The sequence below is a fragment of the Falsiroseomonas sp. HC035 genome (assembly GCF_050563525.1).
GTDB lineage: Bacteria > Pseudomonadota > Alphaproteobacteria > Acetobacterales > Acetobacteraceae > Falsiroseomonas.
In genome coordinates this window covers 1-25,053 of record NZ_JBNXUN010000018.1, presented here as the reverse complement: position 1 = coordinate 25,053, position 25,053 = coordinate 1, and the positions used below count along the sequence as shown (strand labels likewise).

Annotated in this window: 23 protein-coding genes and 1 pseudogene; 2 read left to right on the top strand and 22 right to left on the bottom strand. The window is 71.4% G+C overall.

Translation table 11 applies throughout. The annotated features are described in order from the left end of the window. Positions 1-117 precede the first annotated feature (117 nt). Positions 118-636: a VOC family protein gene (locus ACLF3G_RS24760; protein ID WP_430672072.1), complete on the top strand. Its 519-nt coding sequence runs from the start codon at positions 118-120 to the stop codon at positions 634-636. Here the strand turns inward: ACLF3G_RS24760 and ACLF3G_RS24755 are convergent. The 5 genes from ACLF3G_RS24755 to ACLF3G_RS24735 form a co-directional block, all read right to left on the bottom strand. Further along, positions 590-1,735 (bottom strand): MFS transporter, encoded by a 1,146-nt coding sequence (locus tag ACLF3G_RS24755; protein WP_430672071.1) that lies wholly within the window; start codon positions 1,733-1,735, stop codon positions 590-592. The two genes, ACLF3G_RS24760 and ACLF3G_RS24755, sit on opposite strands and share 47 nt — an antisense overlap. Beyond that, complete coding sequence (locus ACLF3G_RS24750) at positions 1,732-2,259, bottom strand: N-acetyltransferase family protein (protein ID WP_430672070.1); 528 nt, start codon at positions 2,257-2,259, stop codon at positions 1,732-1,734. The genes ACLF3G_RS24755 and ACLF3G_RS24750 overlap by 4 nt, the downstream gene beginning before the upstream one ends. Before the next feature lie 63 nt (positions 2,260-2,322). Continuing rightward, on the bottom strand, positions 2,323-3,612 hold the full coding sequence (locus tag ACLF3G_RS24745; RefSeq protein ID WP_430672069.1) for an adenylosuccinate synthase: 1,290 nt from the start codon (positions 3,610-3,612) through the stop codon (positions 2,323-2,325). Positions 3,613-3,614: 2 nt separating this feature from the next. Then, positions 3,615-4,760: an ATP phosphoribosyltransferase regulatory subunit gene (locus ACLF3G_RS24740; RefSeq protein WP_430672068.1), complete on the bottom strand. Its 1,146-nt coding sequence runs from the start codon at positions 4,758-4,760 to the stop codon at positions 3,615-3,617. Positions 4,761-4,845: 85 nt separating this feature from the next. Next, positions 4,846-5,460 carry a hypothetical protein gene (locus ACLF3G_RS24735; RefSeq protein ID WP_430672067.1) on the bottom strand — a complete coding sequence of 205 codons (615 nt, stop codon included), beginning with the start codon at positions 5,458-5,460 and terminating at the stop codon, positions 4,846-4,848. Between the two features lie 198 nt (positions 5,461-5,658). On the opposite strand from ACLF3G_RS24735, the gene ACLF3G_RS24730 reads away from it, so the two are divergent. Beyond that, a complete protein-coding gene (locus tag ACLF3G_RS24730) occupies positions 5,659-5,973 on the top strand; it encodes a hypothetical protein (RefSeq protein ID WP_430672066.1) in 315 nt (104 codons plus the stop codon). 51 nt (positions 5,974-6,024) lie between these two features. Here the strand turns inward: ACLF3G_RS24730 and serA are convergent, their stop codons facing one another. From serA to ACLF3G_RS24645, 17 genes and pseudogenes are all read right to left on the bottom strand, one after another. Next, a complete protein-coding gene (serA, locus tag ACLF3G_RS24725; RefSeq protein ID WP_430672065.1) occupies positions 6,025-7,614 on the bottom strand; it encodes a phosphoglycerate dehydrogenase in 1,590 nt (529 codons plus the stop codon). Continuing rightward, complete coding sequence (locus tag ACLF3G_RS24720; RefSeq protein WP_430672064.1) at positions 7,614-8,786, bottom strand: phosphoserine transaminase; 1,173 nt, start codon at positions 8,784-8,786, stop codon at positions 7,614-7,616. Before ACLF3G_RS24720 ends, serA begins: the two co-directional genes overlap by 1 nt. A gap of 147 nt (positions 8,787-8,933) precedes the next feature. Beyond that, positions 8,934-10,043, bottom strand: a complete 1,110-nt coding sequence (locus ACLF3G_RS24715) for a hypothetical protein (RefSeq protein WP_430672063.1) — start codon at positions 10,041-10,043, stop codon at positions 8,934-8,936. Next, positions 10,040-10,903, bottom strand: coding sequence for a PhzF family phenazine biosynthesis protein (locus ACLF3G_RS24710; RefSeq protein WP_430672062.1), 864 nt, complete (start codon positions 10,901-10,903; stop codon positions 10,040-10,042). Before ACLF3G_RS24710 ends, ACLF3G_RS24715 begins: the two co-directional genes overlap by 4 nt. Continuing rightward, positions 10,882-11,724, bottom strand: a complete 843-nt coding sequence (thiD, locus tag ACLF3G_RS24705) for a bifunctional hydroxymethylpyrimidine kinase/phosphomethylpyrimidine kinase (RefSeq protein ID WP_430672061.1) — start codon at positions 11,722-11,724, stop codon at positions 10,882-10,884. Before thiD ends, ACLF3G_RS24710 begins: the two co-directional genes overlap by 22 nt. Then, a complete protein-coding gene (glmM, locus tag ACLF3G_RS24700) occupies positions 11,721-13,112 on the bottom strand; it encodes a phosphoglucosamine mutase (protein ID WP_430672060.1) in 1,392 nt (463 codons plus the stop codon). The genes thiD and glmM overlap by 4 nt, the downstream gene beginning before the upstream one ends. Positions 13,113-13,213: 101 nt before the next feature. Next, positions 13,214-13,537, bottom strand: coding sequence for an SDR family NAD(P)-dependent oxidoreductase (locus ACLF3G_RS24695; protein WP_430672059.1), 324 nt, complete (start codon positions 13,535-13,537; stop codon positions 13,214-13,216). A 42-nt stretch (positions 13,538-13,579) separates the two neighbouring features. After that, the gene (locus ACLF3G_RS24690; protein WP_430672058.1) at positions 13,580-14,353 is read right to left on the bottom strand and encodes an ATP-binding cassette domain-containing protein; all 774 of its coding nucleotides are present in this window, start codon (positions 14,351-14,353) and stop codon (positions 13,580-13,582) included. After that, positions 14,350-15,591: a sugar ABC transporter permease gene (locus ACLF3G_RS24685; RefSeq protein ID WP_430672057.1), complete on the bottom strand. Its 1,242-nt coding sequence runs from the start codon at positions 15,589-15,591 to the stop codon at positions 14,350-14,352. Before ACLF3G_RS24685 ends, ACLF3G_RS24690 begins: the two co-directional genes overlap by 4 nt. Positions 15,592-15,750: 159 nt before the next feature. Further along, positions 15,751-16,800: a D-xylose ABC transporter substrate-binding protein gene (gene xylF / locus ACLF3G_RS24680; protein ID WP_430672056.1), complete on the bottom strand. Its 1,050-nt coding sequence runs from the start codon at positions 16,798-16,800 to the stop codon at positions 15,751-15,753. Positions 16,801-16,906: 106 nt separating this feature from the next. Further along, a complete protein-coding gene (gene folP, locus ACLF3G_RS24675) occupies positions 16,907-17,965 on the bottom strand; it encodes a dihydropteroate synthase (RefSeq protein WP_430672055.1) in 1,059 nt (352 codons plus the stop codon). Positions 17,966-18,089: 124 nt separating this feature from the next. Further along, positions 18,090-20,021, bottom strand: coding sequence for an ATP-dependent zinc metalloprotease FtsH (gene ftsH / locus ACLF3G_RS24670; protein WP_430672054.1), 1,932 nt, complete (start codon positions 20,019-20,021; stop codon positions 18,090-18,092). Between the two features lie 149 nt (positions 20,022-20,170). Further along, positions 20,171-21,445, bottom strand: a complete 1,275-nt coding sequence (gene tilS, locus ACLF3G_RS24665) for a tRNA lysidine(34) synthetase TilS (protein WP_430672053.1) — start codon at positions 21,443-21,445, stop codon at positions 20,171-20,173. Next, entirely contained in the window at positions 21,417-22,343 is a 927-nt protein-coding gene (locus ACLF3G_RS24660; protein ID WP_430672052.1) for a tetratricopeptide repeat protein, read from the bottom strand. The genes tilS and ACLF3G_RS24660 overlap by 29 nt, the downstream gene beginning before the upstream one ends. A gap of 125 nt (positions 22,344-22,468) precedes the next feature. Next, on the bottom strand, positions 22,469-22,948 hold the full coding sequence (gene pal, locus ACLF3G_RS24655; RefSeq protein WP_430672051.1) for a peptidoglycan-associated lipoprotein Pal: 480 nt from the start codon (positions 22,946-22,948) through the stop codon (positions 22,469-22,471). 105 nt (positions 22,949-23,053) lie between these two features. Continuing rightward, positions 23,054-24,421 (bottom strand): Tol-Pal system beta propeller repeat protein TolB, encoded by a 1,368-nt coding sequence (tolB, locus tag ACLF3G_RS24650; RefSeq protein WP_430672050.1) that lies wholly within the window; start codon positions 24,419-24,421, stop codon positions 23,054-23,056. After that, positions 24,418-25,053, bottom strand: a pseudogene (locus ACLF3G_RS24645) (hypothetical protein); the annotation flags it as partial. The gene tolB and the pseudogene ACLF3G_RS24645, both read right to left, overlap by 4 nt.

Genomic DNA, 25,053 nt, shown 5'->3' with positions numbered 1-25,053 from the left:
CAGGGTGGGCGCCCTTTTCGCGTCATCAGCCGGGACCATGAGGCGTATCCGAAGCGCGGATTGGAACCGGACGGCCCGACTCCGCATCTTGGTGGCACGAACACGAGGAGACTCGCCATGTCGGCCACCATCGAAGCGCCGGCTCCCGCCGCGCCCTACACCGTCGCCGCGGAAACCCGGATCGGCCATGTCCACCTGAAGGTGGCAGAGTTGGAGCGCAGCCTGTCCTTCTGGCGCGACCTGATCGGGCTGGAGGTGCAGCAGCGCATCGGCGACCAGGCGGTGTTCCTTTCGGCCGGCGGCTATCACCACCACATCGCGCTCAACACTTGGGAAAGCGCCGGCGGCAGCCCGCCCGGCTTCGGCACCACCGGCCTGTACCATGTGGCGCTATTGTATCCGGACCGCCGGGCCCTGGCGCGCGCCCTGAAGCAGTTGGCGGAGGCCGGCTGGCCACTGGAAGGCGCCTCCGACCATGGCGTGTCGGAAGCGCTGTACCTGCGTGACCCGGACGGCAACGGTGTGGAGTTGTACCGAGACCGGCCACGCGCCGACTGGCCGCGCCAGCCGGACGGCACCCTTGCCATGGTCACGAAGCGCCTGGACCTGCGGGCGCTGCTGGCCGAGGCGGGCTGAGCGCCACGATCGAGGCCGCCGCCAGCAGGGCGGCGGCCCCAAGATAAAGAACCACCGCCGGCACCAGCGGCAGCAGCACGCCCGCCACCAGCGGCCCGACGCCGGCGCCGATGTCCCGCCAGGTGGCGAGCCGCGCCAAAGCCGCCACACGTTCCTCCACCGGTGCACGAGCGGCCGCCACCGGCGCCGGTAGCGGCTGCAGCAGACCGCGCAGCCCAACCACCAGCAGGCTGCCGACCCAGAGCCACCCGACGCCAATCACCGCCAGCCCCACCGCCGAGCCGAGTGAGACCAGCAGCAGCACCCGCGCAGCGCCGAAGCGTTCCGCCAGGCGCCCGGCTGGCTGGCCCAGCAGCACCTCCGCCAGGTAGCGCGCCGCCAGCGCCGCGCCGGCGGCCAGCGCCGCTCCCTCCGGCAGGGCGGCGGCGGCCAGGAAGGCAAGGCCGAGCACGAACAGCCCATCCAGCGCGAGCCCCTGCACGAAGGACCAGACATCCAGCGGCTTCGGCAGCGCGAATCGCGGGCCGCCGGAACGCAGCCTGGCCCCCTCCTCGTCCGGCAGCCGCCAGGCGAAGGGCAGCGCCAGCAGCGAGACGGCGCCGAGGCACAGGAACACCACGCGCGGCCCGGCGAATTCCGCCAGCACCGCGCCAGCCAGCAGGCCGAGCATCGGCCCGGTCGCGATGATGGCGCGGGAGGTGCCGCTACGGCGGGCCGCCCCGCCCGTCTCCGCTGTGGCCAGTGCCTGGGTGGCGATATTCATGGCGGCGAAGGCGAGACCCCAAAGCAGGCGGGCCGGCAGCAGCCACCAGACCCCCGGCAGCACCGCATAGCCTGCCGTGGCGCAGGCGGCCGCCAGCACCGCCACCAGGCAGGCTCGGCGTGGCCCGAAATGCTCGTACGCGCGGGCCACCCAGCCATAGCCGATGATGCGCACCAGCCGGTTCGCCGCCAGCAGCAACCCGGCCTCGGCCAGCGAGACACCGAAGGCCGCGGCGTGCAGCGGCAGGAGCAGGTACAGCACCGTGTCGCCCGGCAGGGTCAGGCCGAGCACGATGGACGCGTCGCGGGAGGCGCGATCGGCCTCGGCGCGGGTCATGGTGTGGGTGGCGTCGCGGCGCCCTCTCCGAGCGGGCGCACCATCAGCACGCTGTCCACCCAGCGCTCGTGTTTCCAGCCGACGGCGGGGATCAGCCCGGCCCGGGTAAAGCCGGCGGCTTCATGCAGACGGATGGAAGCGGCGTTGGCTGAATCGCCGATCACCGCGACCATCAGCCGGTGCCCGCTGGCGGTGCAGCGCTCGATCAGTCCGGCCAGCAGCGCCCGGCCGATGCCGCCGCGCCCGGCGTCCGGGGCGACGTAGACGCTGTTCTCCACCGCGAAGCGATACGCCGTGCGCGGGCGATAGGCGCTGGCATAGGCGTAGCCGAGTACGCGGCCGGCCGCATCCACTGCGACCAGATGCGGATAACCGGCGTCCAGCACGGCCTGGCGCCGCCGCGCCATCTCCGGCGCGTCGGGTGGCGCCAGCTCGAAGCTGGCGAGGCCGTGGGTGACCCAGTGGCCGTAGATCGCCGTGATGGCGGGAATGTCGTCCGGGCGGCTGTCGCGGAGCTTCGGCATGTCACGACTGTGACAGGCCGCGGCTTGTCAGACAACCAGACGTCTAGACGTATTACGCGGGCTTCACCCCGCGAAGGGGTCGCGCAGCATGATCGTGTCGTCGCGGTCCGGGCTCGTGGACAGCAGCACCACCGGCGCCTCCACCAGTTCCTCGATGCGGCGGACATACTTTACCGCCTCGGCCGGCAGTTCGGCATAGCTGCGGGCGCCCTTGGTCGAGCCGGGCCAGCCGTTCAGCACCTCATAGACCGGCACCGCCTTCTGCTGCGCGGCGATCGAGGCCGGCAGGCGGTTGAGCAACTCGCCATCCACCCGGTAGCCGGTGCAGATGCGCAGTTCGGGCAGCCCGTCCAGCACGTCGAGCTTGGTCAGCACCAGGCCCTCCACGCCGCCGACCTTCACCGCCTGGCGGACCATGCAGGCATCGAACCAGCCGCAGCGGCGCGGACGCCCTGTGACAGTGCCGAATTCGCGCCCCTTCTCCCCCAGCAGACGCCCGGTTGCGTCCGACAATTCGGTCGGGAACGGGCCGCTGCCAACGCGGGTGGTGTAGGCCTTGGCGATACCCAGCACGTAGCCGATCTGCTTCGGCCCGACGCCCGCCCCCGCCGCGGCGTTGCCGGCGACGGTGTTCGATGACGTGACATAGGGGTAGGTGCCGTGGTCGACATCCAGCATCACCGCCTGCGCACCCTCGAACAGCACGCGCTTGCCCTCGTGATGCGCGGCGTCCAGCAACTGCCAGACCGGCTCGGCGAATGGCAGCAGCTTCGGCGCCAACTCCAGCAGCCGATCGAGCAGCGCCTGCTTCTCGAAGGTCTCGGCGCCGAGGCCGCGCAGCAGGGTGTTGTGGTGCAGCAGCAGCTCATCCAGCTTGTGCGCCAGCACCTCCGGCTCAGCGAGGTCCGACAGGCGGATGGCGCGGCGGGCGACCTTGTCCTCATAGGCCGGGCCAATGCCCCGCCCGGTGGTGCCGATGGCGCTGGCGCCGCGCGCCTTTTCCCGCGCGATGTCGAGCGCCGGATGCACCGGCAGGATCAGCGGCACGTTCTCCGCGATGCGCAGGTTCTGCGGCGTCACGGACAGGCCCTGCGCGGTGACGCGGGCGATCTCGGACAAAAGCGCGTCCGGGTCCAGCACCACGCCGTTGCCGATGATGCCGAGCTTGCCGCGCACCACGCCGGAGGGCAGCAGCGACAGCTTGTAGGTCTGGTTGCCCACCACCAGCGTGTGGCCGGCGTTGTGGCCCCCCTGGAAGCGCACGACGATGTCGGCCCGGCTGGCGAGCCAGTCCACGACCTTCCCCTTGCCCTCGTCGCCCCACTGGGCGCCGATGACGGCGACATTGGCCATCGCTACTGCTCCTCAACCGGGACCGGTGCGCCGGTGCCGTCCATGACATGCGTGCAGCGCAGGGATTGCGCGGTATCGGCGGGGCTGAGCCGCGCCAGGGTGGCGTGTCCGGCGGCGCGCAGCGCCGCGGCCTGCGCGGCATCGGCGCCCTCCGGCAGGAACACGCGCAGCCGCTGCGGCAGCGGCGACACGGCGCGCAGCACGGCGTCCGGGTACAGCGTCATGCCGGTTGCGGGCTCCTCGCCGGACAGGTAGCGGCCACCGCGCGCCAGTTCCCCGGTGCGGCCGGCGCCGAAGATCGTGAAGGCGACGCCGGTGTGGTAGCGCAGGCCGCGGAACTCCAGCGGGTCCAGCGTGATGCGGAGGCCCGGCGCGCGGGCGCGGATCGCGACCACCACGGCGGCGGCGTGGTCGGCGATGGTCCGGGCAGCGGCCGGCAGCGCCTCCGCATGCAGCACGGCCAGCGCCGCATCGACAGGGCCGGCGGCCGCCAGCAGCGCAGGCAGCAGCAGCGCGGCGCCACCGGCCGCGGTCGCGTGTTCGGCAACGGCGGCGGCATCCTTGCGGTCCAGCGCCCGGGCCAGGCGGCGGCGGTCCTCGCCCTGCACGCCGGCGGCATCCAGCAAGGCCGGCGCCAGGCGTGGCAGGGTGATGTCGAGCGAGGCCTCGGTGATGCCGACGGCGGCCAGCGCCTCGGCCGCCACGGCGGCGACCTCCGCATCAGCCTCCGGGCTCTGCGGGCCGATCAGCTCGATGCCCGCCTGCGGCAATTGCCGCGCTGGGGCCAACTGCGTGCCCTGCACCCGCAGCACCTGGCCGGCATAGCTCAGCCGCAGCGGGCGCGGGATGCGGGCGAGACGGGTTGCGGCGATGCGGGCGACCTGCGGCGTGGTGTCCGCGCGCAGTCCCATCATGCGATGGCTGACCGGGTCCATCAGCCGGAAGGTCTGGTCGGCGACGGCGGCTCCGGAGCCGGCCAGCAGCGAATCCTCGAATTCCAGCAGCGGCGGCTTCACCCGCTCATAGCCATGACGGGCAAAGGTCTCCGCCAGCACCTCCACAAGCATCGCCTCCCGCTCCGCCTCGGGTGGCAGGACATCGATGAGGCCGGCGGGCAGCAGGGCGGGATTCGGAGGATCGTCGGTCATTCGGTTCTGGAGCGCATGCGGGTCTGGGCGCGTGACGGGCGCGTGTGTGGCAGGGGGGCGCTCCCGGGGCAACCCCTGCGGGGCTTTACGCCAGGACGACGTCGAATTCCGCGCGCTGGCCTTCGTCCGTTGGCGACAGCCGTGCCAGCAGCAGGGCACGCCGCGCCTCTGCCACGCGGCGCAGCAGGCCGTCCTGGGCGTTCTGCGGCTCATCCGGAAAATACACCTGCGTGGTCAGCGGCGCGGTGCCGCGCGGCGGGTGGGCGCGCAGGTGGATGTGTGGCGTGCGGCCAGGGTAGCGACCGGGCCGGATGGTCCGGAAGGCGTAGCGCCCCCCGGCATCGGCAACGGCACGGCCATAGCCCTGGAAGCCCGTATCGCGCTGCGCCTGGCGCCCGTCGCGCGGGTGCAGGTAGATGCCGGCCTCGTCCGCCTGCCAGATTTCGACCCGTGCGCCGGGCAGCGGCGCGCCGTCCAGGTTCCGCACGAGACCGGTCAGCAGCAGCGGCCGGCCGGACGCTTCCCGCGCCGCGCCGGCGACGTGGCGCAGGTCGGCATCGGCGTCCTGCGGGATGGCGGCGGGGTAGTAGGGGCCTTCCGTCTGCGACGGCGTGCCCTGAACCAGCGGCTGCGCGCAGGCCAGGCCGGGCAGCAAGGCGGGGGCGGCGAGGATCAGGCCGCGGCGCGGGATGAGGAGCATGCGAACCTCCGGAGTGCGGCGCATCTGGGCGCGGGCGCGGCCGTGCGTCACGTCACGAAGCGTGACGTTCGTTCGCGTGGGCCGCCGCGCCAACCCGCAAGATGGCACGTTGCGAAATAAACTTCCGCAACCAGCCCGGCAACGCGGCGCTTTTCCCCGCAGGACGACGCAGCCCGCGTCACACGGAGAGGAACGCAGATGCCGCAATTTGCAGCCACCATCAAGCACATCAAGGAAGGCGTTAAGGGCTTCACGATCAGCGCCGCGGTGAAGAACATCGAAGGCTGGGAGGAGACGCTCGGCAAGATGGAGGTGACCGGCGCCAAGACCATGGTGCGCGACCTGGAACGCCTGAAGAAGCTCCTCCAGGCCGAGGAGATCGACGGCGAGGCGGTGAAGACCGTGGTGGCCAAGCTGGGCAAGGAGACGGTGACGATGGCCGGCCGCAGCGAAGGCGCCAAGGCCGAGAAGATCAGGGAACTCGGCGAGGCGCTGAACAACGCGGCCGCCTGAAGGCCCCCCTCACCCAGCCCTCTCCCTCCGAGCGGGGGAGAGGGCGTTGTCTTAGAAGGCCAGAGGGACGGCGCGGACCACCAGCGGCAGCGCGCGGACCGTGGCGAGCACCGCATCCGGCACGGCCGCATCCAGCCCGACCAGGCAAATCGCATCGCCGCCCGGCTTGTCGCGGCCGAGGTGGAAGGTCGCGATGTTGATGCCCGCTTCCGACAACGTCGTGCCGAAGCGGCCGATGAAGCCGGGCTTGTCCTGGTTCGTGACGTACAGCATGTGCGGCGCGAAATCGGCCTCCACCGCGATGCCCTTGATCTCGACCAGGCGCGGGCGGCCGGTGCCGACCAGCGTGCCGGCGACGCTGCGGTCCAGCCCCTCCGTCACCACCGTCACGCGGACCAGCGTGGCGTAGTCACCGCGCCGCTCGGTCACCGTCTCCGCCACCTCGATGCCACGCTCGCGCGCCACCACGGGCGCGTTCACCATGTTCACCGCGCCCATCATCGGCGTCAGCACGCCGGCCAGCGCCGCGGCCGTCAGCGGGCGCTGGTTCAGCTCCGCCGCCTGGCCTTCATACTCCACGCGGATCGCCTTGATGGCGGCGCCCTGTTCCACCGTGAGCTGCCCGGCCAGCGCGCCGAGCTGCCGCGCCAATTCCATGTAGGGTCGCAGGCGCGGTGCTTCCTCCGCCGTGACGGAGGGCATGTTGATGGCGTTGGAGACGGCGCCGGACAGCAGGAAGTCGCTCATCTGCTCGGCCACCTGCAACGCCACGTTCTCCTGCGCCTCGGCCGTCGCGGCACCCAGATGCGGTGTGCAGACCACGTTCTCCAGCGCGAACAGCGGCGAGTCGGTGGCGGGCTCCGTCTCGAAGACGTCGAGCGCGGCGCCGGCCAGGTGGCCCTGCACCAGCGCATCGTGCAGCGCCGCCTCGTCCATCAGGCCGCCGCGGGCGCAGTTGATCAGCCGCGCGCCCTTCTTCATGGCGAAGATGCGCTCCCGCGACAGGATGCCCCGAGTTTGCTCCGTCATCGGGGCGTGGATGCTGATGAAGTCGGCGCGCGCCACCAGCGCGTCGAGGTCGACCTTCTCCACGCCGATCTCCAGCGCGCGCTTCTCGGACAGGAAGGGGTCGAAGGCGATGACCTTCATGTGCAGGCCGATGGCGCGGTTGGCGACGATGCTGCCGATGTTGCCGGCACCGACCAGGCCGAGCGTCTTGCTGGAAAGCTCGACGCCCATGAAGCGGTTCTTTTCCCACTTCCCCGCCTTGGTGGATGCCGAGGCCTCCGGGATCTGCCGGGCAAGGGCGAACATCATGGCGATGGCGTGTTCGGCGGTGGTGATGGCGTTGCCGAATGGCGTGTTCATCACCACGACGCCGCGTGCGGTGGCGGAGGAGACATCGACATTGTCGACGCCGATGCCGGCGCGGCCCACGACGCGCAGGCGCGGCGCGGCATCCAGCACCTCCCGCGTCACCTTGGTGGCGCTGCGGATGGCAAGGCCGTCATAGCCACCAATGATTTCCCGCAACTCGGCGGGCTTCATTCCGGGCTTGAAGTCGACCTCGATCCCACGCGCCCGAAAAATCGCGATGGCGGCGGGCGAGAGCTTGTCGCTGATCAGGACCTTCGGGGGCATCAGGCGGCGGCCTTGTTCTGTGCGGTCTCGATCTCCGCAAACGCCCAGTCCAGCCAGGGCAGCAGCGCCTGGATGTCGCTGGTCTCGACGGTCGCACCACCCCAGATGCGCAGCCCCGGCGGCGCATCGCGATAGTTCGCGACATCGAGCGCCACGCCCTCCTTTTCCAACAGCCCCGCAAGCTTCTTCGCGGCCGTGGCCTGCCCTTCGGCGTCCAGCGCCTGGAACCAGGGCGCCACGATCTTCAGGCAGATCGAGGTGCAGGACCGCGTCGCCGCATCCTCCGCCAGGAAGTCGACCCAAGGCGTCTTCGCGACCCAGGCGGCGATGGCGGCGAGGTTGGCTTCCGAACGTGCGACCAGCCCCTTCAGGCCGCCGACGCCTTCGGCCCAGCGCAGCCCGTCGAGCGCGTCCTCGACGCAGAGCATGGAGGGCGTGTTGATGGTCTCGCCCTTGAAGATGCCCTCCGCCAGCTTGCCGCCCTTCGCGAGGCGGAACACCTTCGGCATCGGCCAAGGCGGCGTATGGGATTCAAGCCGGGCGACGGCACGCGGCGACAGCGCAAGCATGCCATGTGCCGCCTCCCCGCCCAGCACCTTCTGCCAGGACCAGGTCACCACATCGAGCTTGTCCCAAGGCAGGTCCATGGCGAAGGCGGCGCTGGTGGCATCGCAGATGGCGAGGCCCTCGCGGTCCGCCGGAATCCAGTCCGCGTTCGGGACGCGCACGCCGCTGGTGGTACCGTTCCAGACGAAGACGACATCGCGCGACCAATCCAGCCCGGCCAAGTCCGGCAACTGGCCGTAGGGCGCCTTCAGCACCCGCGCATCGGCCAGCTTCAACTCCTTCACCACATCGGCCGCCCAGTCGGCGGAGAAGGATTCCCAGGCCGGGATCTCGACGCCGCGCACACCAAGCAGCGACCACATCGCCATCTCGACCGCGCCGGTGTCGGAGCCCGGGACGATGCCGAGGCGCCAATCCGCGGGCATGCCGAGGATCGCCTTGGACCTGGTAATGACCTCGTTCAGCCGCGCCTTGGGGCTGGCGGCGCGATGGCTGCGACCCAGTTCGGCGCCCTCCAGCGCCGCCAGCGTCCAGCCGGAACGCTTGGCGCAGGGACCAGACGAGAAGCGGGGATTGTGCGGACGCAGGTCCGGCTTGGCGGTCATAAGCGGCTCCCTTCCAGAAGCAGATGCGCCCCGGTGGGGGGGCGTGGCCCGCCGGAAGGGTTAGACCTGCGTCACGGAAGCTGCAAGCGGCCCGGTAAATTGGCCCGGTGAAGCGGCCCGGTGAAGCGGCCCGGTGAAGCGGCCCGGTCAGGCCGCCTCGGGCCGCAGGAAGATGCCCGCCCGCGCGGCGCGCAGGGTGCGCCAGGCCACCCAGATCGTCAGCGCGGCGTTCAGCGCCAGTGCCAGCCAGCCGAGCAGCGGGTGGAAGCCGAAATCCAGCACCATCACGGTGAAGGCCGCGCTCGGGAAGGTGACGCCCCACCAGGAGAGACTGAATGGCGTCGCCGCGATTTCCCGCGCCAGGGACAGCAGCGTGGCCGCCACCAACAGCGCCACGCCGACGAGGGCGAGCGCGAAGCCGCTGGCCTGCCCGGTCAATTCCAGCAGCGCCAGCGCGCCGACAGCCGGTGGGGCTAGGAAGATGGCGAGGCTCGGCCGCATCGGCCCCGGCAGCGGCGGCCCGGCCACCAGCCGGTGCAACAGCAGCGGCAGCAGCACCAGCCACATCACCAGCCCGACGCCGAACATCATCCAGGAGGCCTCGACGAAGCCCATCCGCACGCCGAGCGCCGGCGCCAGGATGCTGCCGACGAAGGGGATCAGCAGCGGCGGCGCCAACATTGCGGCCTCGCCGCGGCCCGCGAGCAGGCGGCGCAGCAGCAGCATCGCGAACACCAGGTGCAGAGGCACCGCGATGCACCAAAGTGTGGCACCCAGGGTCGGCCAGTAGGGAAAGGCGGCGGAGGCCAGGATCATCAGGCCGATGGTCGGCGCGGCCGCGAAGGCGACGCGCACCGGGTGCCGCGTCTCCGCCAGGACAGCCTGTGGATGGCGCAGGCCGCGCAGCACCTGCGCACCGACCAGCACCAACCAGGCCAGCGCCGTCAGCAGCAGCAGCGCCTCTCCCACGAAGCTCGGCGCGCCGAGCGTCGTGGCCGCCGCGCGCCAGGCCAGGCCGGCACCGCCGAGGCCCATGGGCAGCACCAGCAGCGGCATCGGAAGGTGGGCCAGGCCGGGCGGCGCGGCGGGCACGGGAACGGCGGCGATGGGCGCGGGCGCCGGCAAGGGAGGCGTCGGCATGGCGACAGCGGGGCGGGCACCGGCGTCGATCGGCGCGGCCTCGGCCGGGACCGCCACGACCCGCTTCGGCGGCTTCGCGTTGTTTTTCGCTGCGCGCGGCTTGCGGGTACCGCTCACAGCAGCGCCTCCCCACGCAGCACCGGCACGCAGCCGCCGCCGACGGTGGCGCGGATGCCGTCGGGACCGCGGCGGGCGGTGGTGCGCAGCAGGCTGGGGCGGCCCATCTCGACACCCTGGGTGATGTCCCAGGAGCCCTCGGCCTCACCGGACAGGTGCAGCAGCAGCGCGGCCAGCGGCGTCGCCGCGCTGCCAGTCGCCGCGTCCTCCAGCGTGCCGCCGAGCGGTGCGAACATGCGGGCGCGTACGCCGGCACCTTCGCGGGCGTAGAGGTACAGGGCGAGCCGCCCCTCCAGCGCCGGCGCGGCGGCCAGCGCGGCGCGGAAGGCGGCGAAATCCGGCGCGGCGCGGCCGAGCGCGGCGGGCTCGACCTCCGCCAGCACGAAGGGATTGCCGACGGAGGCCAGCACCGGCGCGTGGCGGTCGGTCACCACCTCCCACGGCTCCAGCCCGGCACACAGCGCGATGGTGGCGGCGGGGAACTCGGCGCCGAGCGTCAAGGGCTGCGGCGCGGCAATGGTGGTGATGCCATCCTGCAGCCGGACTTCGACCAGCCCCGCGATCTCCTCGAAGCGCAGGACACCGCTGACGGCACGGTCCGCCAGAACGAAGCCGGTGCCGACATTCGGGTGGCCTGCGAACGGCATCTCCCGCGTGCGGGTGAAGATGCGGACCTGCGCGGTGTTGGCGGGATCCGCCGGCGGCAGCACGAAGGTGGTCTCGGAGAGGTTGAACTCGGCGGCCAGCGCCTGCATCTCGGCGGTCGTCATGCCGCGCGCATCGGGGAAGACGGCCAGTGGATTGCCGCCGAAGCGGCGGTCGGTGAACACGTCCACCGTCACGAAGTCGTAGCGTCGCACCCGTCCAACTCCCGCAGTCGCGCGGGGTCAAATGTCACGCCATGCCCAAGCGGTCCATGCCCGTGGCCGAGGCCCGGCGCGGCCAGCATGGCAGCCCGGACATAGGCGCGGCCGCGCCGCACCGCGTCCCGCAGCGGCATGCCCTGCGCCAGGCCGCAGGCGATGGCGGAAGCCAGGGTGCAGCCGGTGCCATGTGTGCTGCGGCTGGCGATGCGCTGGCTCTCGAAGGTCTCGGTGCCATCCGGCGTCGCCAGGATATCCGTCAGCAGGGCTCCATCCAGGTGCCCGCCCTTCAGCAGCACGGCACGCACGCCGCGGCGCAGCAACGCCTCCGCCGCGCGGTGCATCGACGCCACATCGACCACCGGGAAGCCGACCAGCGCCTCGGCCTCCGGCAGGTTTGGGGTGATGAGGGCCGCCATGGGCAGCAGGCGTTCGGACAGCGTCGCGACGGCATCCTCCGCCAGCAGCCGGTGGCCGCCCTTGGCGACCATCACCGGGTCGGCGACGAGGGAAATGCCGGGGGCGTATTCGGCAAGCGCGTCGCAAACGGCCATGATGGTGGCGACATCGGCCAGCATGCCGGTCTTGATCGCATCCGCGCCGATATCGGCCAGCACCATGCGGATCTGCAGCCGGATGAAGTCGGCCGGCACGCCGATCACCGCCTGAACCCCCCGCGTGTCCTGCGCCGTCAGCGCCGTGACGGCCGTGGCGGCATAGCCGCCGAGTGCGGTGATCGTCTTGATATCCGCCTGGATGCCGGCGCCGCCCCCGGAATCGGAGCCGGCGCAGACCAGGACCCGGCCCTGCGGCCTCATTCGGCGGCGGTCGCCTTCTTCACCGCCCCCGCCGCGGCGCGCGCCCGGATCAGCGCGGATAGGTCCGCGACCGTCGCCCGCATCTCCGCCTCGTCCTCGGCTTCCGCCATCACCCGGATCAGGGGCTCCGTGCCCGAGGCGCGGACCAGCACGCGGCCGCGGGTGCCGAGGCGGGTGCCGGCGGCGTCGATGGCGCAGGTCACCTCGGCATCCGCCAGCGGCGAGCTGCCGGTGAAGCGGATATTCTCCAGCAGCTGCGGCAGCGGTGCAAAGCGGCGACAGACCTCGCTGGCGGGGCGGCGTTCCTCGACCAGCAGCGCCAGCACCTGCAACGCCGCCACCAGGCCGTCTCCCGTCGTGGCGAAATCCGAGAGGATGACGTGGCCGGACTGCTCGCCGCCCAGGTTGCAGCCCGCCTCGCGCATCTTCTCCCCGACATAGCGGTCACCCACCTTGGTGCGGTGCAGCGCCAGGCCGAGGCCGGACAGATGCCGTTCCAGGCCGAGGTTGGACATCACCGTGGCCACCACGCCGCCGCCGGTCAGCCGCCCCTCGCGGTGCCAGGCACCGGCGATGGCGGCCAGGATCTGGTCGCCGTCGATGATCCGGCCGCGCTCGTCGCACAGCACCACGCGGTCCGCATCGCCATCGAGGGCGATGCCGAGATCGGCGCGGCGTTCCCGCACCAGCTCCGCCAGACGGCCCGGGGCGGTGGCGCCGCAATCGTGGTTGATGTTGAAGCCATCCGGAGAGACGCCGGTGGACACCACCTCCGCCCCCAGCTCCCACAGTACGGTCGGTGCCACCTTGTAGGCGGCGCCGTGCGCGCAATCGATGCCGATGCGAAGGCCTTCCAGGCTGCGGCCCTTCGGGAAGGCGGCCTTGGCGGCCTCGATGTAGCGGCCGGGCGCATCGTCCAGCCGGCTGGCGCGCCCGAGTTTCTTCGGCGCGGCGAGGGAGGTCGCGAAGTTGGGCTCCTCCATCAGCGCCTCGATCTCGGCCTCCTGCGCATCGGACAGCTTCAGTCCGTCCGGGCCGAACAGCTTGATGCCGTTGTCCTCGAACGGGTTGTGGCTGGCCGAGATCATCACGCCGAGGTCGCAGCGCAGGCTGCGGGTCAGCATCGCGATGGCCGGTGTCGGCAGCGGGCCGACCAGCATCACATCCATGCCGGCGCCGACGAAGCCGGCCGTCATCGCCGGTTCCAGCATGTAGCCGGAAATGCGCGTATCTTTACCGATGACGACGCGATGCCGATGGCTGCCGCGGTTGAAGAACTTGCCGGCGGCCTGGCCGAGGCGCAGCGCCGTGCCGGCATCCATCGGTGGCTTGTTCGCCGTGCCCCGGATGCCGTCGGTGCCGAAGAGTTTGCGTGAAGGGGTGCTCATGGCGGGCAAATCCGATGCCGGTTGGCGTGATCTACCGCAGCGCAACGATCGGGTCCACGGTCGCGCCGCTCAACCCTGCGTCAGCGACGCCTGTTGCATCATCAGGGATCTACGAAGCCGCTCTCGACCCTGGGCGGCGCCGGGCGGCCTCGGCCCGCGCCGCGACCTGGCCAGCGTCGCTGACATCGGTGGGCACGACCAGGGCGTGGCCGCCAATTGTGGCGGATCGTCCGGGCCACATCCTCCAGCGCCTCCGCCCGGCGGGCGGCGAGCACGACGCTGGCACCCATCTGCCCGGCGCGTTCCGCGACGCCACGGCCGATGCCGGAGGACGCACCGGTGACGACCCAGGGCGGCCCTTGATCGCCGCGCGGTCCGACTGGCGCAGGGCCGCGTGGCGCAGGCGGGGGCAGGATGAGCGGCATGGCCACGGGCAACGACGCCGCGCCGGCTTCCCTCCCGCCGGCCTAATCCGCCATGGCGCCCGGCCCGCGCACCGCGGCCGGCGGGCATTTGCCCAGGATGATCATGCCCAGCACCTCGTCCTTGGTCACGGAACTGGTCGGCGCCGTGCCCACCAGCCGTCCGTTCTTCATGACGCTGACGCGGTCCGCCAGGTCGAAGACGTCGTGGATGTCGTGGCTGATGAGGAAGATGCCGATGCCTTGCGCCTTCAGCTGCTTGACCAGTTCACCCACCTGCGCCGTCTCGGCCGGGCCGAGCGCCGCGGTGGGTTCATCCATGATCAGGATGCGGGCGTTGAAGTGGATGGCCCGCGCGATGGCGACGGATTGCCGCTGGCCGCCGGACAGGGCGCGCACCGGTTCGTTGAAGCGCCGGAAATGTGGATTGAGGCGCGCCATCACCTTGCGCGTCTCGGCCTCCATCGCCGCATCGTCCAGCATGCCCCAGCGCGTCGTGATCTCCCGCCCCAGGAAGATGTTGGCGGCGGCATCGACGTTGTCGGCCAAGGCGAGCGTCTGGTAGATCGTCTCGATGCCGTAGGTCTTGGCGTCGCGCGGCGTGTGGATTTCGGCCCTCTGGCCATCCACCAGAATCTCCCCGGCATCGGCGCGATAGGCCCCCGACAGGATTTTTATCAAGGTCGACTTGCCGGCGCCGTTGTGGCCGAGCAGGGCCACGACCTCGCCCGGCATCAGGTCGATGGAGACGCCATCAACGGCCTTGATGCCGCCAAAGGCGATGGAGATGTCGCGCAGCTCGACGAGGGGTGCGCTCACTTCAGCCGCCTCCGCCAGGCGCCGTCAAGCCAGACGGCGAACACCAGCACCAGCCCGACCACGATGTTCTGCAACGGCGTGTCGACGCCGAGCAGCACCATGCCGGATTGCAACGACTGCATCACCAGCGCGCCCAGCATTGCGCCGGCGATGGAACCGAGGCCCCCGGCGAGGGAGGTGCCGCCGATGACCGCTGCGGCGATGACATACAGCTCATCAAGCGTGCCCGCGGCATTGGTTGCGGCGTTCAGCCGGGCGGTGGCGATGCAGGCTGACAGGCCCGCGAGCGCGCCCATCAGGCCGAACACCATGGCCAAGGTGCGCTTCGTGTTGACGCCGGACAACTCCGCCGCTTCCGGATTGCCGCCGATGGCGAAGACGTAGCGGCCGAAGCGCGTGCGCGTCGCCAGTACCGTCATGGCGATGCCGACGGCCAGCGCCACGATCACCGGAAGCGCCAGGCCATGCGGGATGAACAGCCCACCCGGTGGCCAGGCGATGCCCTGTGCCTCCGCCATGCGGCGCGCCACGCCGGCCGGGATGGGGTAGGCGTTGGCGATCACGACGGCGCCGATCACCGTCAGGCAGAACAGGCCCATCAGCGCGCCCTCCGCCCAGGCGGCGCGCACCGGGAACCCGAAGGCGAGGCGCCGGCGGCGCAGCATCACCATGCCGAGGATGATGGCCGCGCAGGCCAGCGCGGCCAGGACCCAGGAGGCCGTGGCGCCGATGGCGCCATCGATGCCGCCGCCCAGCATCCGGAAGCGTCCATCCATCGGCGCCACCGTCTGCCCCTGCGTCACCCACCATGCCCCACCGCGCCAGACCAGCAGCCCGCCGAGCGTGACGATGAAGGAGGGGATGCCGAGATAGGCGATCAGCCCGCCCTGCAGCAGGCCGATGAGGCCGCCGAGGCCGATGCCGACGGCGACCGCGATGAAGGCCGTCGCCGGATGTTCCAGCCCCAGCAACTCCGGCAGCAGCCGCGCCTGCACCACGCCCACCACCATGCCGACGAAGCCGAGGATGGCGCCGACCGAGAGATCGATGTTCCGTGTCACGATCACCAGCACCATGCCGCAGGCCATGATGCCGATGGAGGCGGTCTGCACCGACAGGTTCCACAGGTTCCGCGGCGTCAGGAAGGCGCCACCCGACAGCACGTCGAACCCCACCCAGATGACGGCCAGCGCCGCCAGCATGCCGACCAGCCGTGGATCGACCTCGAGATGCCGCATCCCTCAGCAGCCGATCGCGAACGTCCTCTCCGCCCGAAGGGGGGAGAGGGTCGGGTGCGGAGGGCCGCGCCAGATGACGAGCGTGTTCAAGATCCTGCAGTTCCCCTCACCCAACCCGATTCCCCCCTTGGGGGCGAAGGCTTCAAGCCGTCGCGCTGTTCAGGTGCAGGCCGGCACGCGCCCCGCGGCGACGCCCTGGCACACCGCATCCTTCGGCGCCCAGCCGGCCTCGATGATGGTGCCGAGGTTGTCGCGCGTGATCGGCACGGGCGTCAGGAAACGCGCGGTCATGGCGCGCTTCTGCGGGCCCTCGTTCCACTGCGTCGCACCCGGCACATCCGCCAGACGCGCGCCGCCGGCGAGCCGCAGCGCGATCTCGGCCGCGTTCTTGCCAAGGTCGCGCGAATCCTTCCAGATCGTCACGGTCTGCGTGCCGAGCGCGATGCGGTTCAGCGCGGCCCGGTCGGCATCCTGGCCGGAGACGGGCACGCTGCCCGCCAAGCCCTGCGCCGCCAGCGCCGCGATGGCGCCGCCCGCCGTACCGTCATTCGCGCAGACGACGGCATCGATGCGGTTGTTGTTGCGGGTCAGCATCTGCTCCATGTTCCGCTGCGCATTGGCGGGCAGCCAGCCATCGGTATAGGCCTCGCCGACGTTGCGGATGCGTCCGGCATCGATGTGCGGCTTGAGGATTTCCATCGAGCCGCGAAACAGGAAATCCGCGTTGGGGTCGGAGGAACTGCCCTTGATGAAGGCGTAGTTGCCCTCGGCCTTCTGCGCCAGCACGCTGCGCGCCATCATGCGGCCGACCTCGACATTGTCGAAGGTCAGGTAGAACACCTCCGGCATCTCGATCAGGCGGTCATAGGCCAGCACCGGAACGCCCTCGTCGATCGCCTTCTGCACCGCGGGGCGGATGGCGGCGGCATCCTGCGCCAGGATGATCAGCGCCTTGGCGCCGCGTGCCAGCAGGCTTTCCACATCCGTCAACTGCTTGGCCGGGGAGGATTGCGCATCGGCCGAAAGGTAGCTGCCGCCGCCGGCCCGCAGCGCCGCCTGAATCGCCGCTTCATCCGTCTTCCAGCGCTCCTCCTGGAAATTGGACCAGGAGACGCCGACGACGGGACCGCGACCCTGCGCGCGGGCGATCAGTGCGGGTGCGGCAAGGACCGAGCCAAGGAGCAGCCGGCGCGACAGCATGTTGTGCATGTTTCTCTCCCCTGACGGGCGGCACGAACGGCCGCGGTTGCACGAAGCCTCCGCCCTTGCGCACGCCAAGGTCAAGCTTCAGATGGCCCCACACGCCGCGACGACCTCAGGATTCGTCGGCTGCCTCGAAGCCCGAGGCGAGCGCGTTCCAGATCGCGAGAGCCTGCACGGTTTCCGCAACATCGTGCACGCGGATGATGGCCGCCCCCTGCCCCGCCGCCGCCAGCGCGGCCGCGACGGAAGGCAGCACGCGCGCCGCGGCCTGCTCGATTCCCGCCAGCGTGCCGAGGAAGCGCTTGCGGCTGGCACCGAAGACGATGGGGCAGCCGATGCCGGCCAGCAGCGGCAGGCGGTCCATCAGTGCCAGGTTGTGCGGCAGGCGCTTGCCGAAGCCGATGCCGGGGTCCACCGCGAGACGCTCCCGCGGCAGGCCCATGCGCTCCGCCGCCTGCACCCGGGCGGCCAGGAATTGCGCAACCTCCAGCGCCACGTCGGCATAGCGCGGGTCCTGCTGCATGGTGCGGGGATCCTCGCCCAGCATGTGCATCAGGATGACGCTGGCCTCCGACCGCGCCAGCACGCGCGCGGCGGCGGGGTCATGGCGCAGCGCGGTGATGTCGTTGACGATCTCGGCGCCGGCCTCGAGCGCCGCCAGCATTGTCGCGGCGTTGCGGGTATCGACGCTGATGGTCGCCGCCTTGGCGAGTTCGCGGATCACCGGCAGCACCCGCCGGCACTCTTCCTCCGGCGCCACCGGCGTGGCGCCGGGCCGGGTGCTTTCGCCGCCGATGTCGAGCAGGTCCGCCCCGGCCTCCAGCATCGCGTGGCCGGCGGCGATGCTTTCGGCAATGCCGCGGCCGCCATCGGAGAAGCTGTCCGGCGTGACGTTCACCACGCCCATGACCAGGGGCCGGCCCAAGTCACACGGCATCTCCAGCCCGGCGAAGCGCGGCAGGGCGCGGGTCAGGGCGAGCACCTGGGGCTGCCAGGCCTCCGGCACTTCGGTGAGCGGGATGGGGAGGGTCGGCGCATCGCGGCCGATCAGCCGGACCAGGGAAAAGGCGAGCGGCCCACCGGACAGCGGCAGCGCGAGGTCGGCGGCGAGCGCGGCGGCAGCGGCCTGGCCCCCCATCAGGCCGAGCGGTTCGACCCAGGTTTCGGTCACGACTCGGCGGCCCCCGGCTGCGATGACCCGCGACGATGCCCTGCCCAGGTCGGCGGGCAAAGCCGCAAAAACAGGAACGGCCCGCGCCTTGCAGCGCGGGCCGTTCCGAAGCCAGGTCGGAACCTCAGGTTCCGGGCGCGGGTGCCAGCCCAGGACCGGGGCCGGCGCTCGGCCGCGGGTTCGGGCGGCCGCTGGTCGGCACGCTGCCACGGCCCTGGTTCACCGGCTCATCCGGGCGGACCCGCACGATGGGCTCGCCCTTGATGATCAGCTTGATCTCGTCGCCGGAGATCGTCTCGTGCTCCAGCAGCCCCTTGGCCAGCAGGTGCAGTTCGTCGATGTTCTCGGACAGGACCTTGGTGGCGCGGGCATAGGCGGCGTCGATGATGCTGCGGATTTCGCCGTCGATCTTCCGGGCGGTTTCCTCGGACAGGTTCTTCGACTGGGTCACGCTGTGGCCCAGGAACACCTCCTGGTCGTTCGAGCCATAGGCGATCATGCCCAGGTTCTCGGACATGCCCCATTCCGTCACCATCCGGCGCGCCTGGTCGGTCGCCATCTTGATGTCGCCCGAGGCGCCGTTGGAAACCTTGTCCGGGCCGAAGATCAGCTCCTCCGCGACACGGCCGCCCATCGCCATGGCGAGCTCGGCCTTCATCTTGGACTTGTGCTTGGAATAGCGGTCGCCGGCCGGCAGGGACATCACCAGGCCCAGCGCGCGGCCGCGCGGAATGATGGTGGCCTTGTGGACGGGGTCGCATTCCGGCTCGTGCATCGCGACCAGCGCGTGACCCGCCTCGTGATAGGCGGTCATCCGCTTCTCATCCTCGGACATGACCAGGCTGCGGCGCTCCGCACCCATCATCACCTTGTCCTTGGCCGCCTCGAATTCCGCCATGCCGACCGTACGCCGCCCGGTACGGGCCGCAAGCAGCGCCGCCTCGTTCACCAGGTTGGCCAGGTCGGCACCGGAGAAGCCCGGGGTGCCGCGCGCAATCACCTTCGGCTCCACGTCGGAGGCCAACGGCACCTTCCGCATGTGGACCCGCAGGATCTTCTCCCGCCCGTTCACGTCCGGGTTCGGCACGACCACCTGACGGTCGAAGCGGCCCGGGCGCAGCAGTGCCGGGTCCAGCACGTCCGGACGGTTGGTGGCGGCGATGATGATGACGCCCTCGTTCGACTCGAAGCCGTCCATCTCCACCAGCATCTGGTTCAGCGTCTGCTCACGCTCGTCATTGCCGCCGCCGAGGCCGGCGCCGCGGTGGCGACCCACGGCGTCGATTTCGTCGATGAAGATGATGCAGGGGGCGTTTTTCTTACCCTGTTCGAACATGTCGCGGACGCGGGAGGCGCCGACGCCCACGAACATCTCAACAAAGTCGGAGCCTGAGATGGTGAAGAACGGCACATTCGCCTCGCCGGCGATCGACCGCGCCAGCAGGGTCTTGCCGGTACCCGGCGGGCCGACCAGCAGCACGCCCTTCGGGATCTTGCCACCAAGGCGCTGGAACTTCTGCGGGTCACGCAGGAACTCCACGATCTCCTCGAGCTCCGACTTGGCTTCCTCGATCCCGGCCACGTCGTCGAAGGTCACCCGGCCCTGCTTTTCCGTCAGCAGCTTCGCCTTGGACTTGCCGAAGCCCATGGCGCGGCCACCGCCGCCCTGCATCTGGCGCATGAAGAAGATCCAGACGCCGATCAGGAGCAGCATCGGGAACCAGGAGATCAGGATCTGGAACAGCGGGTTGACGTCGCTCTCCTCCGGCCGCGCGACGACGCGCACGCCCCTGTCCGTCAGGCGGCTGACCAGCTGCGGGTCTTCCGGCGTGAAGGTGGAGAAGCTGCGGCCGTCATTGAGCTGACCGGTGACGGTGCGGCCCTGGATGGTCACGTCCCGGACATGCCCGGCGTTGACCTCGTTCAGGAAGTCCGAATAGGCGACCTGCTGCGCCGTACGGGTGGCGGTGCCGGACGGTTGGAACAGGTTGAAAAGCGCCACCAACAGCAGCGCCACGATGACCCAGAGCGCCAGGTTCCGGCCAAAATTGTTCACGTTTGCATCCCTTTGGGGCTTCCCCGCTGGACCGAGCCACTACCCAGCCCGCAACGGAGGGCCGCTCCGACTTCAAACATAGGTGCCCGGCGCCATGCTTCCATCCCATTCGGCCGCGGTGACGGCAGGGATCGGCATATTCCTGGCAGCTACCCCACCGCGCCGCCCCGCGGCGCGAAGCGCAGCCGGACACCAGGGCAGGATTCCGGCCAAGGATAGGACAGAGAAGGCACCGCGACCAGCGCGCCGTCATGGGCCGCGAAGAAAGCCGGCAGGGTCCGTGCCACGGCGGCCGGCAGCCAGCGCGGGCGCGGCAGGCTGGCGGCCGCGGGTCCGAGCGCGCCCACCAGCAGGCCAGGCGCCGGCTGGCCGGACAGGCGGAAGCGTCCGTCCCAGGTCACGCCATCCCGCGCCGCGCACGCCGGCGCCAGCCCCGCTTCCTCCCGCAACAGCAGGCCGTCCCGGGCGAGAATAGCGCCGCCGAGGCTGCCGGCGGCACGCTCCAGCAGACCTGCCACGGCCGACGGGGCCGGCGTGTGTTCGGCGCCGCCGATGGCGCGGACCAGCGCGCCCAGCGCCGCGCACGCCACCGGGTCCCGGCCAAGCGCCGGCAGGTCCAGCCGTGCGAAACCAGCCTCCGAAATGCAGGCGGCGCCAGCAATCCGCGCTGCCACGGCCCGCCGCAGATCCGCGCGTCGCCGCGCGAAGGCTTGCGCGGCGACGGCCAAGGCCTCGGTAGCGGTCCCCTGCCCGCCCCGGTCATCCAGCGCCCCGCGTAGGCGGACGCGCGTGAAGCGGGCATCCCCATTGGACGGGTCGCGCAGCGGGGTGAGTCCGGCCAGCGCCACCACCGCTTCCAGCGCCGCCGGGCTTGCCTCGAGCAGGGGGCGGATCAGCAGCGCGTCGCCCGCGCTGCGGTCCTGCGCCATGCCGGCGAGGCCGGACGCGCCGCTACCGGCCAAGGCCCGGAGCAGGACGGTTTCCGCCTGGTCGCCCCGATGCTGGCCGAGCGCCACCCACCCCGCGCCCTGCTCGCGGGCCAAATGCAGCAGTGCCTCCAGCCTGCCCGCCCGCGCCCGCGCCTGGGCAGCCGAGCCCTGTGCCAGGCCGAGGGCGATGATCCGGGCGTCGATACCGCGTGCCGAAAGCCATCCCGCGACCTGCGCCGCCTCCGCGCCACTCTCAGGTCGCAGGCCGTGATCGACGATGCCGGCCAACAGCCGGCCACCGCAGGGCGCGACCCAGGCCGCAAGCAGCAGCGCAAGCGCCAGGCTGTGCGGTCCACCGGAAACGCCGGCGATCAGGACGGGGGTGGGGCCGAAGGGGCCGAGGCGCGACATCGCCTCCGCAAAGGCGGCGGCCGGGGCACCGGGGGTCAGGTCGGGAAAGCGGGCCTCAGCGGCACTGGGCGCGGCGGCGGGCATCGGCCACGCGTTCGGCCACGGGGCCGCGCAGGTCCGGGAAACGGCCGCGGAGGTCGGCCAACTGGGCGCAGGCGTCGCGGTTGTTGTTCAGGCCGATCAGCGCATTGGCGACGCCGAGCATCGCCTCCGGCGCGCGGCTGCCGCGCGGGGCGCGGCGGAAGGCGTCGTCATAGGCCACCGCGGCACCGGCAAAATCGCGCCTCCCAGCCAGGGCGCCGCCGAGCAGGATCTGCGCATCGCCATGGCGTGCCGTTTCGCGGCTCGCGAGCACTTCGCGCGCCGCCGCCTCGGCCGCTGCGAAGTTGCGGCGATCCAATGCCGCCTGGCCCTCGGCCAGCGCGCGCTGTGGCGGCCGCGCGACGGCGGCCGGTGCGGGCGTGGACTGTGCGGGCGTGGACTGTGCGGGCGTAGTGGCCGGCGGTGTGGCAGGCCGGGCCGCGGGCGGTGCGGCGGCCGTGGCCGGGCCGGTGGGTGCCGCGCTGCCCTGGCGCTGGCCTTCGATCTGGCGCAGCCGGAAGTCGATGTCGCCTTCCAGCTTCTCCAGCCTTTCCTGGAGGCTGCGCTGGCGGAACTCGGCTTCCTCCGCCCGGCCGCGCAGGATGCGGAGGTCTTCCTCCAGCCGCGCAACACGGTCGAGCAGCGCGCCGACCAGCTCGCCCTGCGGCGCCACGCCCGCCACCGGCGGACGGCCGCCGAGCGAGGAGCCACCGGAGCTAGGCGGCGGCAGCGTTGTGGCGCCGCCACGACGCAGAATCTCGATTTCCTGGCGCAATTGCAGGATCTGGTTCTGCAGGGCGATGCCTTCCCGCGTTTCCATCTGCGCGCGCGCAGCCCCGGGCAGCGCCAGCGCGCCGGCCAGGAGCAGCGCCCACAGCAGGACGGCTCGGGTCAGGTGCATGATGGGTTCCTTCGTCGTCGTCCCTGGGGCGTCGTGCCGAGGCTGGCAAACCGACCCGGGCTTCGTAGCGCGCCTGGCCCCCTCACCCAACCCTCTCCCCCAAAAGGGGAGAGGGCTTGGTGGCGTCAGCGGGTGACGGTGACGGCGCGGCGGTTCTGCGCCCAGGCCTGGTCGTTCGAGCCGAGGGCGGCCGGACGGTCCTTGCCGTAGGAGATCACTTCGATGCGGGCCGGGGCAACGCCGCCGGCGACCAGCACGTCGCGAGCCGAATTGGCGCGGCGCTGGCCGAGCGCCAGGTTGTATTCGCGGGTGCCGCGCTCGTCGGCGTGGCCCTCCACGGAGACCTGGACCTGCGGGTAGCGCTGCAGCCAGCCGGCCTGGCGATCCAGCACCACGCGCTGGTCTGCGCGGACGCTGCTGCGGTCCGTGTCGAAGAAGACGCGGTCGCCGATATTGGCGACCAGATCTTCCTGGCTGCCCGGGCGCGGGCCGCTGGCCGTGGTCTCGGCGCCGCCGCCGGTCGCGGCGGAGGATTGCTCGGTGCCGCTGCCGCAGGCAGCCAGCAGGGCCACGGCGCCCAGCGCGCCGAGGAGCTTGGTGTTCATCGCGATCAGGATCCTTCAGGTCGGGTCTGGGGTGTGCCCATGCGGAACACGCCCCAACGCCTCATTATCAACACTGCGTGTGGCGGCAACAAGGCAATCGGGTGATCACGAAAGCAAAGGCCCCCAGGCGGGGTCGGAGGCGTCGGTGGGTGTCACCATCTGCCGCTCGTTGAAGCCGGCGATGTCGATCTGCGCGAGACGGGAGGAATAGCCGCCGCCGCGCGCATCGCGCGACGGTGTCTCCCGGTAGAAGGCCAGCACGCGGCCGTTGGGCGCGAAGCTCGGTCCCTCCATGGACCAACCCTCGCTGAGAATACGCTCGCCGGAGCCATCCGGGCGCATCACGCCAATGCCGAACTGCCCGCCGGAGATGCGCGTGAAGGCGATGAGGTCGCCGCGCGGCGACCAGACCGGAGTCGCGTAGCGGCCATTACCGAAGGAGATGCGCCGCGCCCCGCCACCATCGGCGGACATGACGTACAACTGCTGGTCGCCACCACGGTCCGAGTTGAAGACAATCTGCGTGCCGTCCGGCGAATAGCAGGGCGAGACGTCCAGCGACCCGCCCGAAGTCAGCGCCCGTTCGCGGCGAGAGGCGATGTCCACGACGTAGATGTTCGCATCGCCGCCGCGGCTGGCGGACAGGATCACGCTGCGACCATCGGGGGCGAAGCGCGGGCTGAAGGTCATGCCGCCGAAGCTGCCAAGCACCTGCTGCTGGCCGCTGTCAAGGTTGAACAGATACACGCGCGGCTGGTTGCGGAAATAGGACATGAAGGCGACCTGCCGCGCCGTCGGATGGAAGCGCGGCGTCAGCGCCTGGAAGCTGCCATCGGTCAGGAAGCGGTGGTTCTCCCCATCCTGGTCCATCAGCGCCATGCGCCGCGTGCGGCGGTCGCGCGGGCCGGACTCGGCGATATAGACGATCTGCGTATCGAAATAGCCCTTCTCGCCCAGCAGCCGCTCATAGATCACGTCGCTGATCAGATGCGCGATGCGGCGCCACTGCGCGGCGGGGGCGGTGAAGGCGGTGCCCTGCAACTGCGTGTCGGCGAGCACGTCCCACAGCCGGAATTCCACTCGCACCTGGCCGCCGGTGACCTGGACGCGCCCGGTGGTCAGGGCATGCGCGCCGATCACGCGCCAATCCTGGAAGCGTGGATTGGCGGCGGCGGTCTCCGGCGTCTGGATGTAGGCCTGCCGGTCCACCGGGCGGAACAGGCCGGAATTGCGCAGGTTGGCCTGGATGACGCGGGCGATGTCGCGCCCGGTGCGCTGCGCGTCGGGGCTGGCGCCGGCCATGTCCGGAACCGCGATCGGCACGGGGTCGGTGCGGGCACGGGTGACGTCGATGACGGTTGTCTGGGCGCTACCTTGTGCATGAAGCGAATCGGGCAGCAGGCTCGCCACCACGGTTCCGCCAAGACCCGTCAGCACCGTGCGGCGCGTGAAGCCGAAGCCTGGCAGTGTCATCGGAGGAATCCCCTCGGAGTGAAATTGAACTGGAACCGGTTCTCACCGGCCTGGAGGCGGCCCGGCGGCACCGGCAGGGGGCTGCAGGCCGGGTCACGCAGCGCACGGCGCGCCTGCTCATATAGCGCACGCGCACGCGGTTCGCCCGGCACCCCGTCGGGCCCCGGCTCGACATTCCGGATGACGCCTGCGCGATCGACGATGGCGACCAGGCTGACCCGCATCTCGGACAGGCCGAGCATGCCCTGATCGACGCGCCAGCATTCCGCGATGCGTTCGCCTACCGCGGCACGTTCCCCTGCATTCAGCAGGTCCGTGCCTGTTGGGGCGCCGCCGGCCGGTGCGGGGCGGCCGGGCTGCGGCGTCGGGCGCGCGGTCGGCGGACGGTTCGCGGCCTGCTGCTGGCGCAGGCGCTCCAGCGTGTTGAGCACGCTGTTCGAACGCTCCTCCGGCCGTGCCACCGGCGGCGTCGTGCCGGTGCCGGCGGCCTGCGGCGTGGAGGGTGGCGCGGCGGGCGGTGGCAGCGGCACCGGGCGATCCGCCGGGGGTGCGGGCGTGGCGGGCGCGGCCGGCGCCGGTGTCGCGGGACGTGGCGGTGCCGGGGCAGCCGGCGTCGGGGCCGGAGGCGCCGG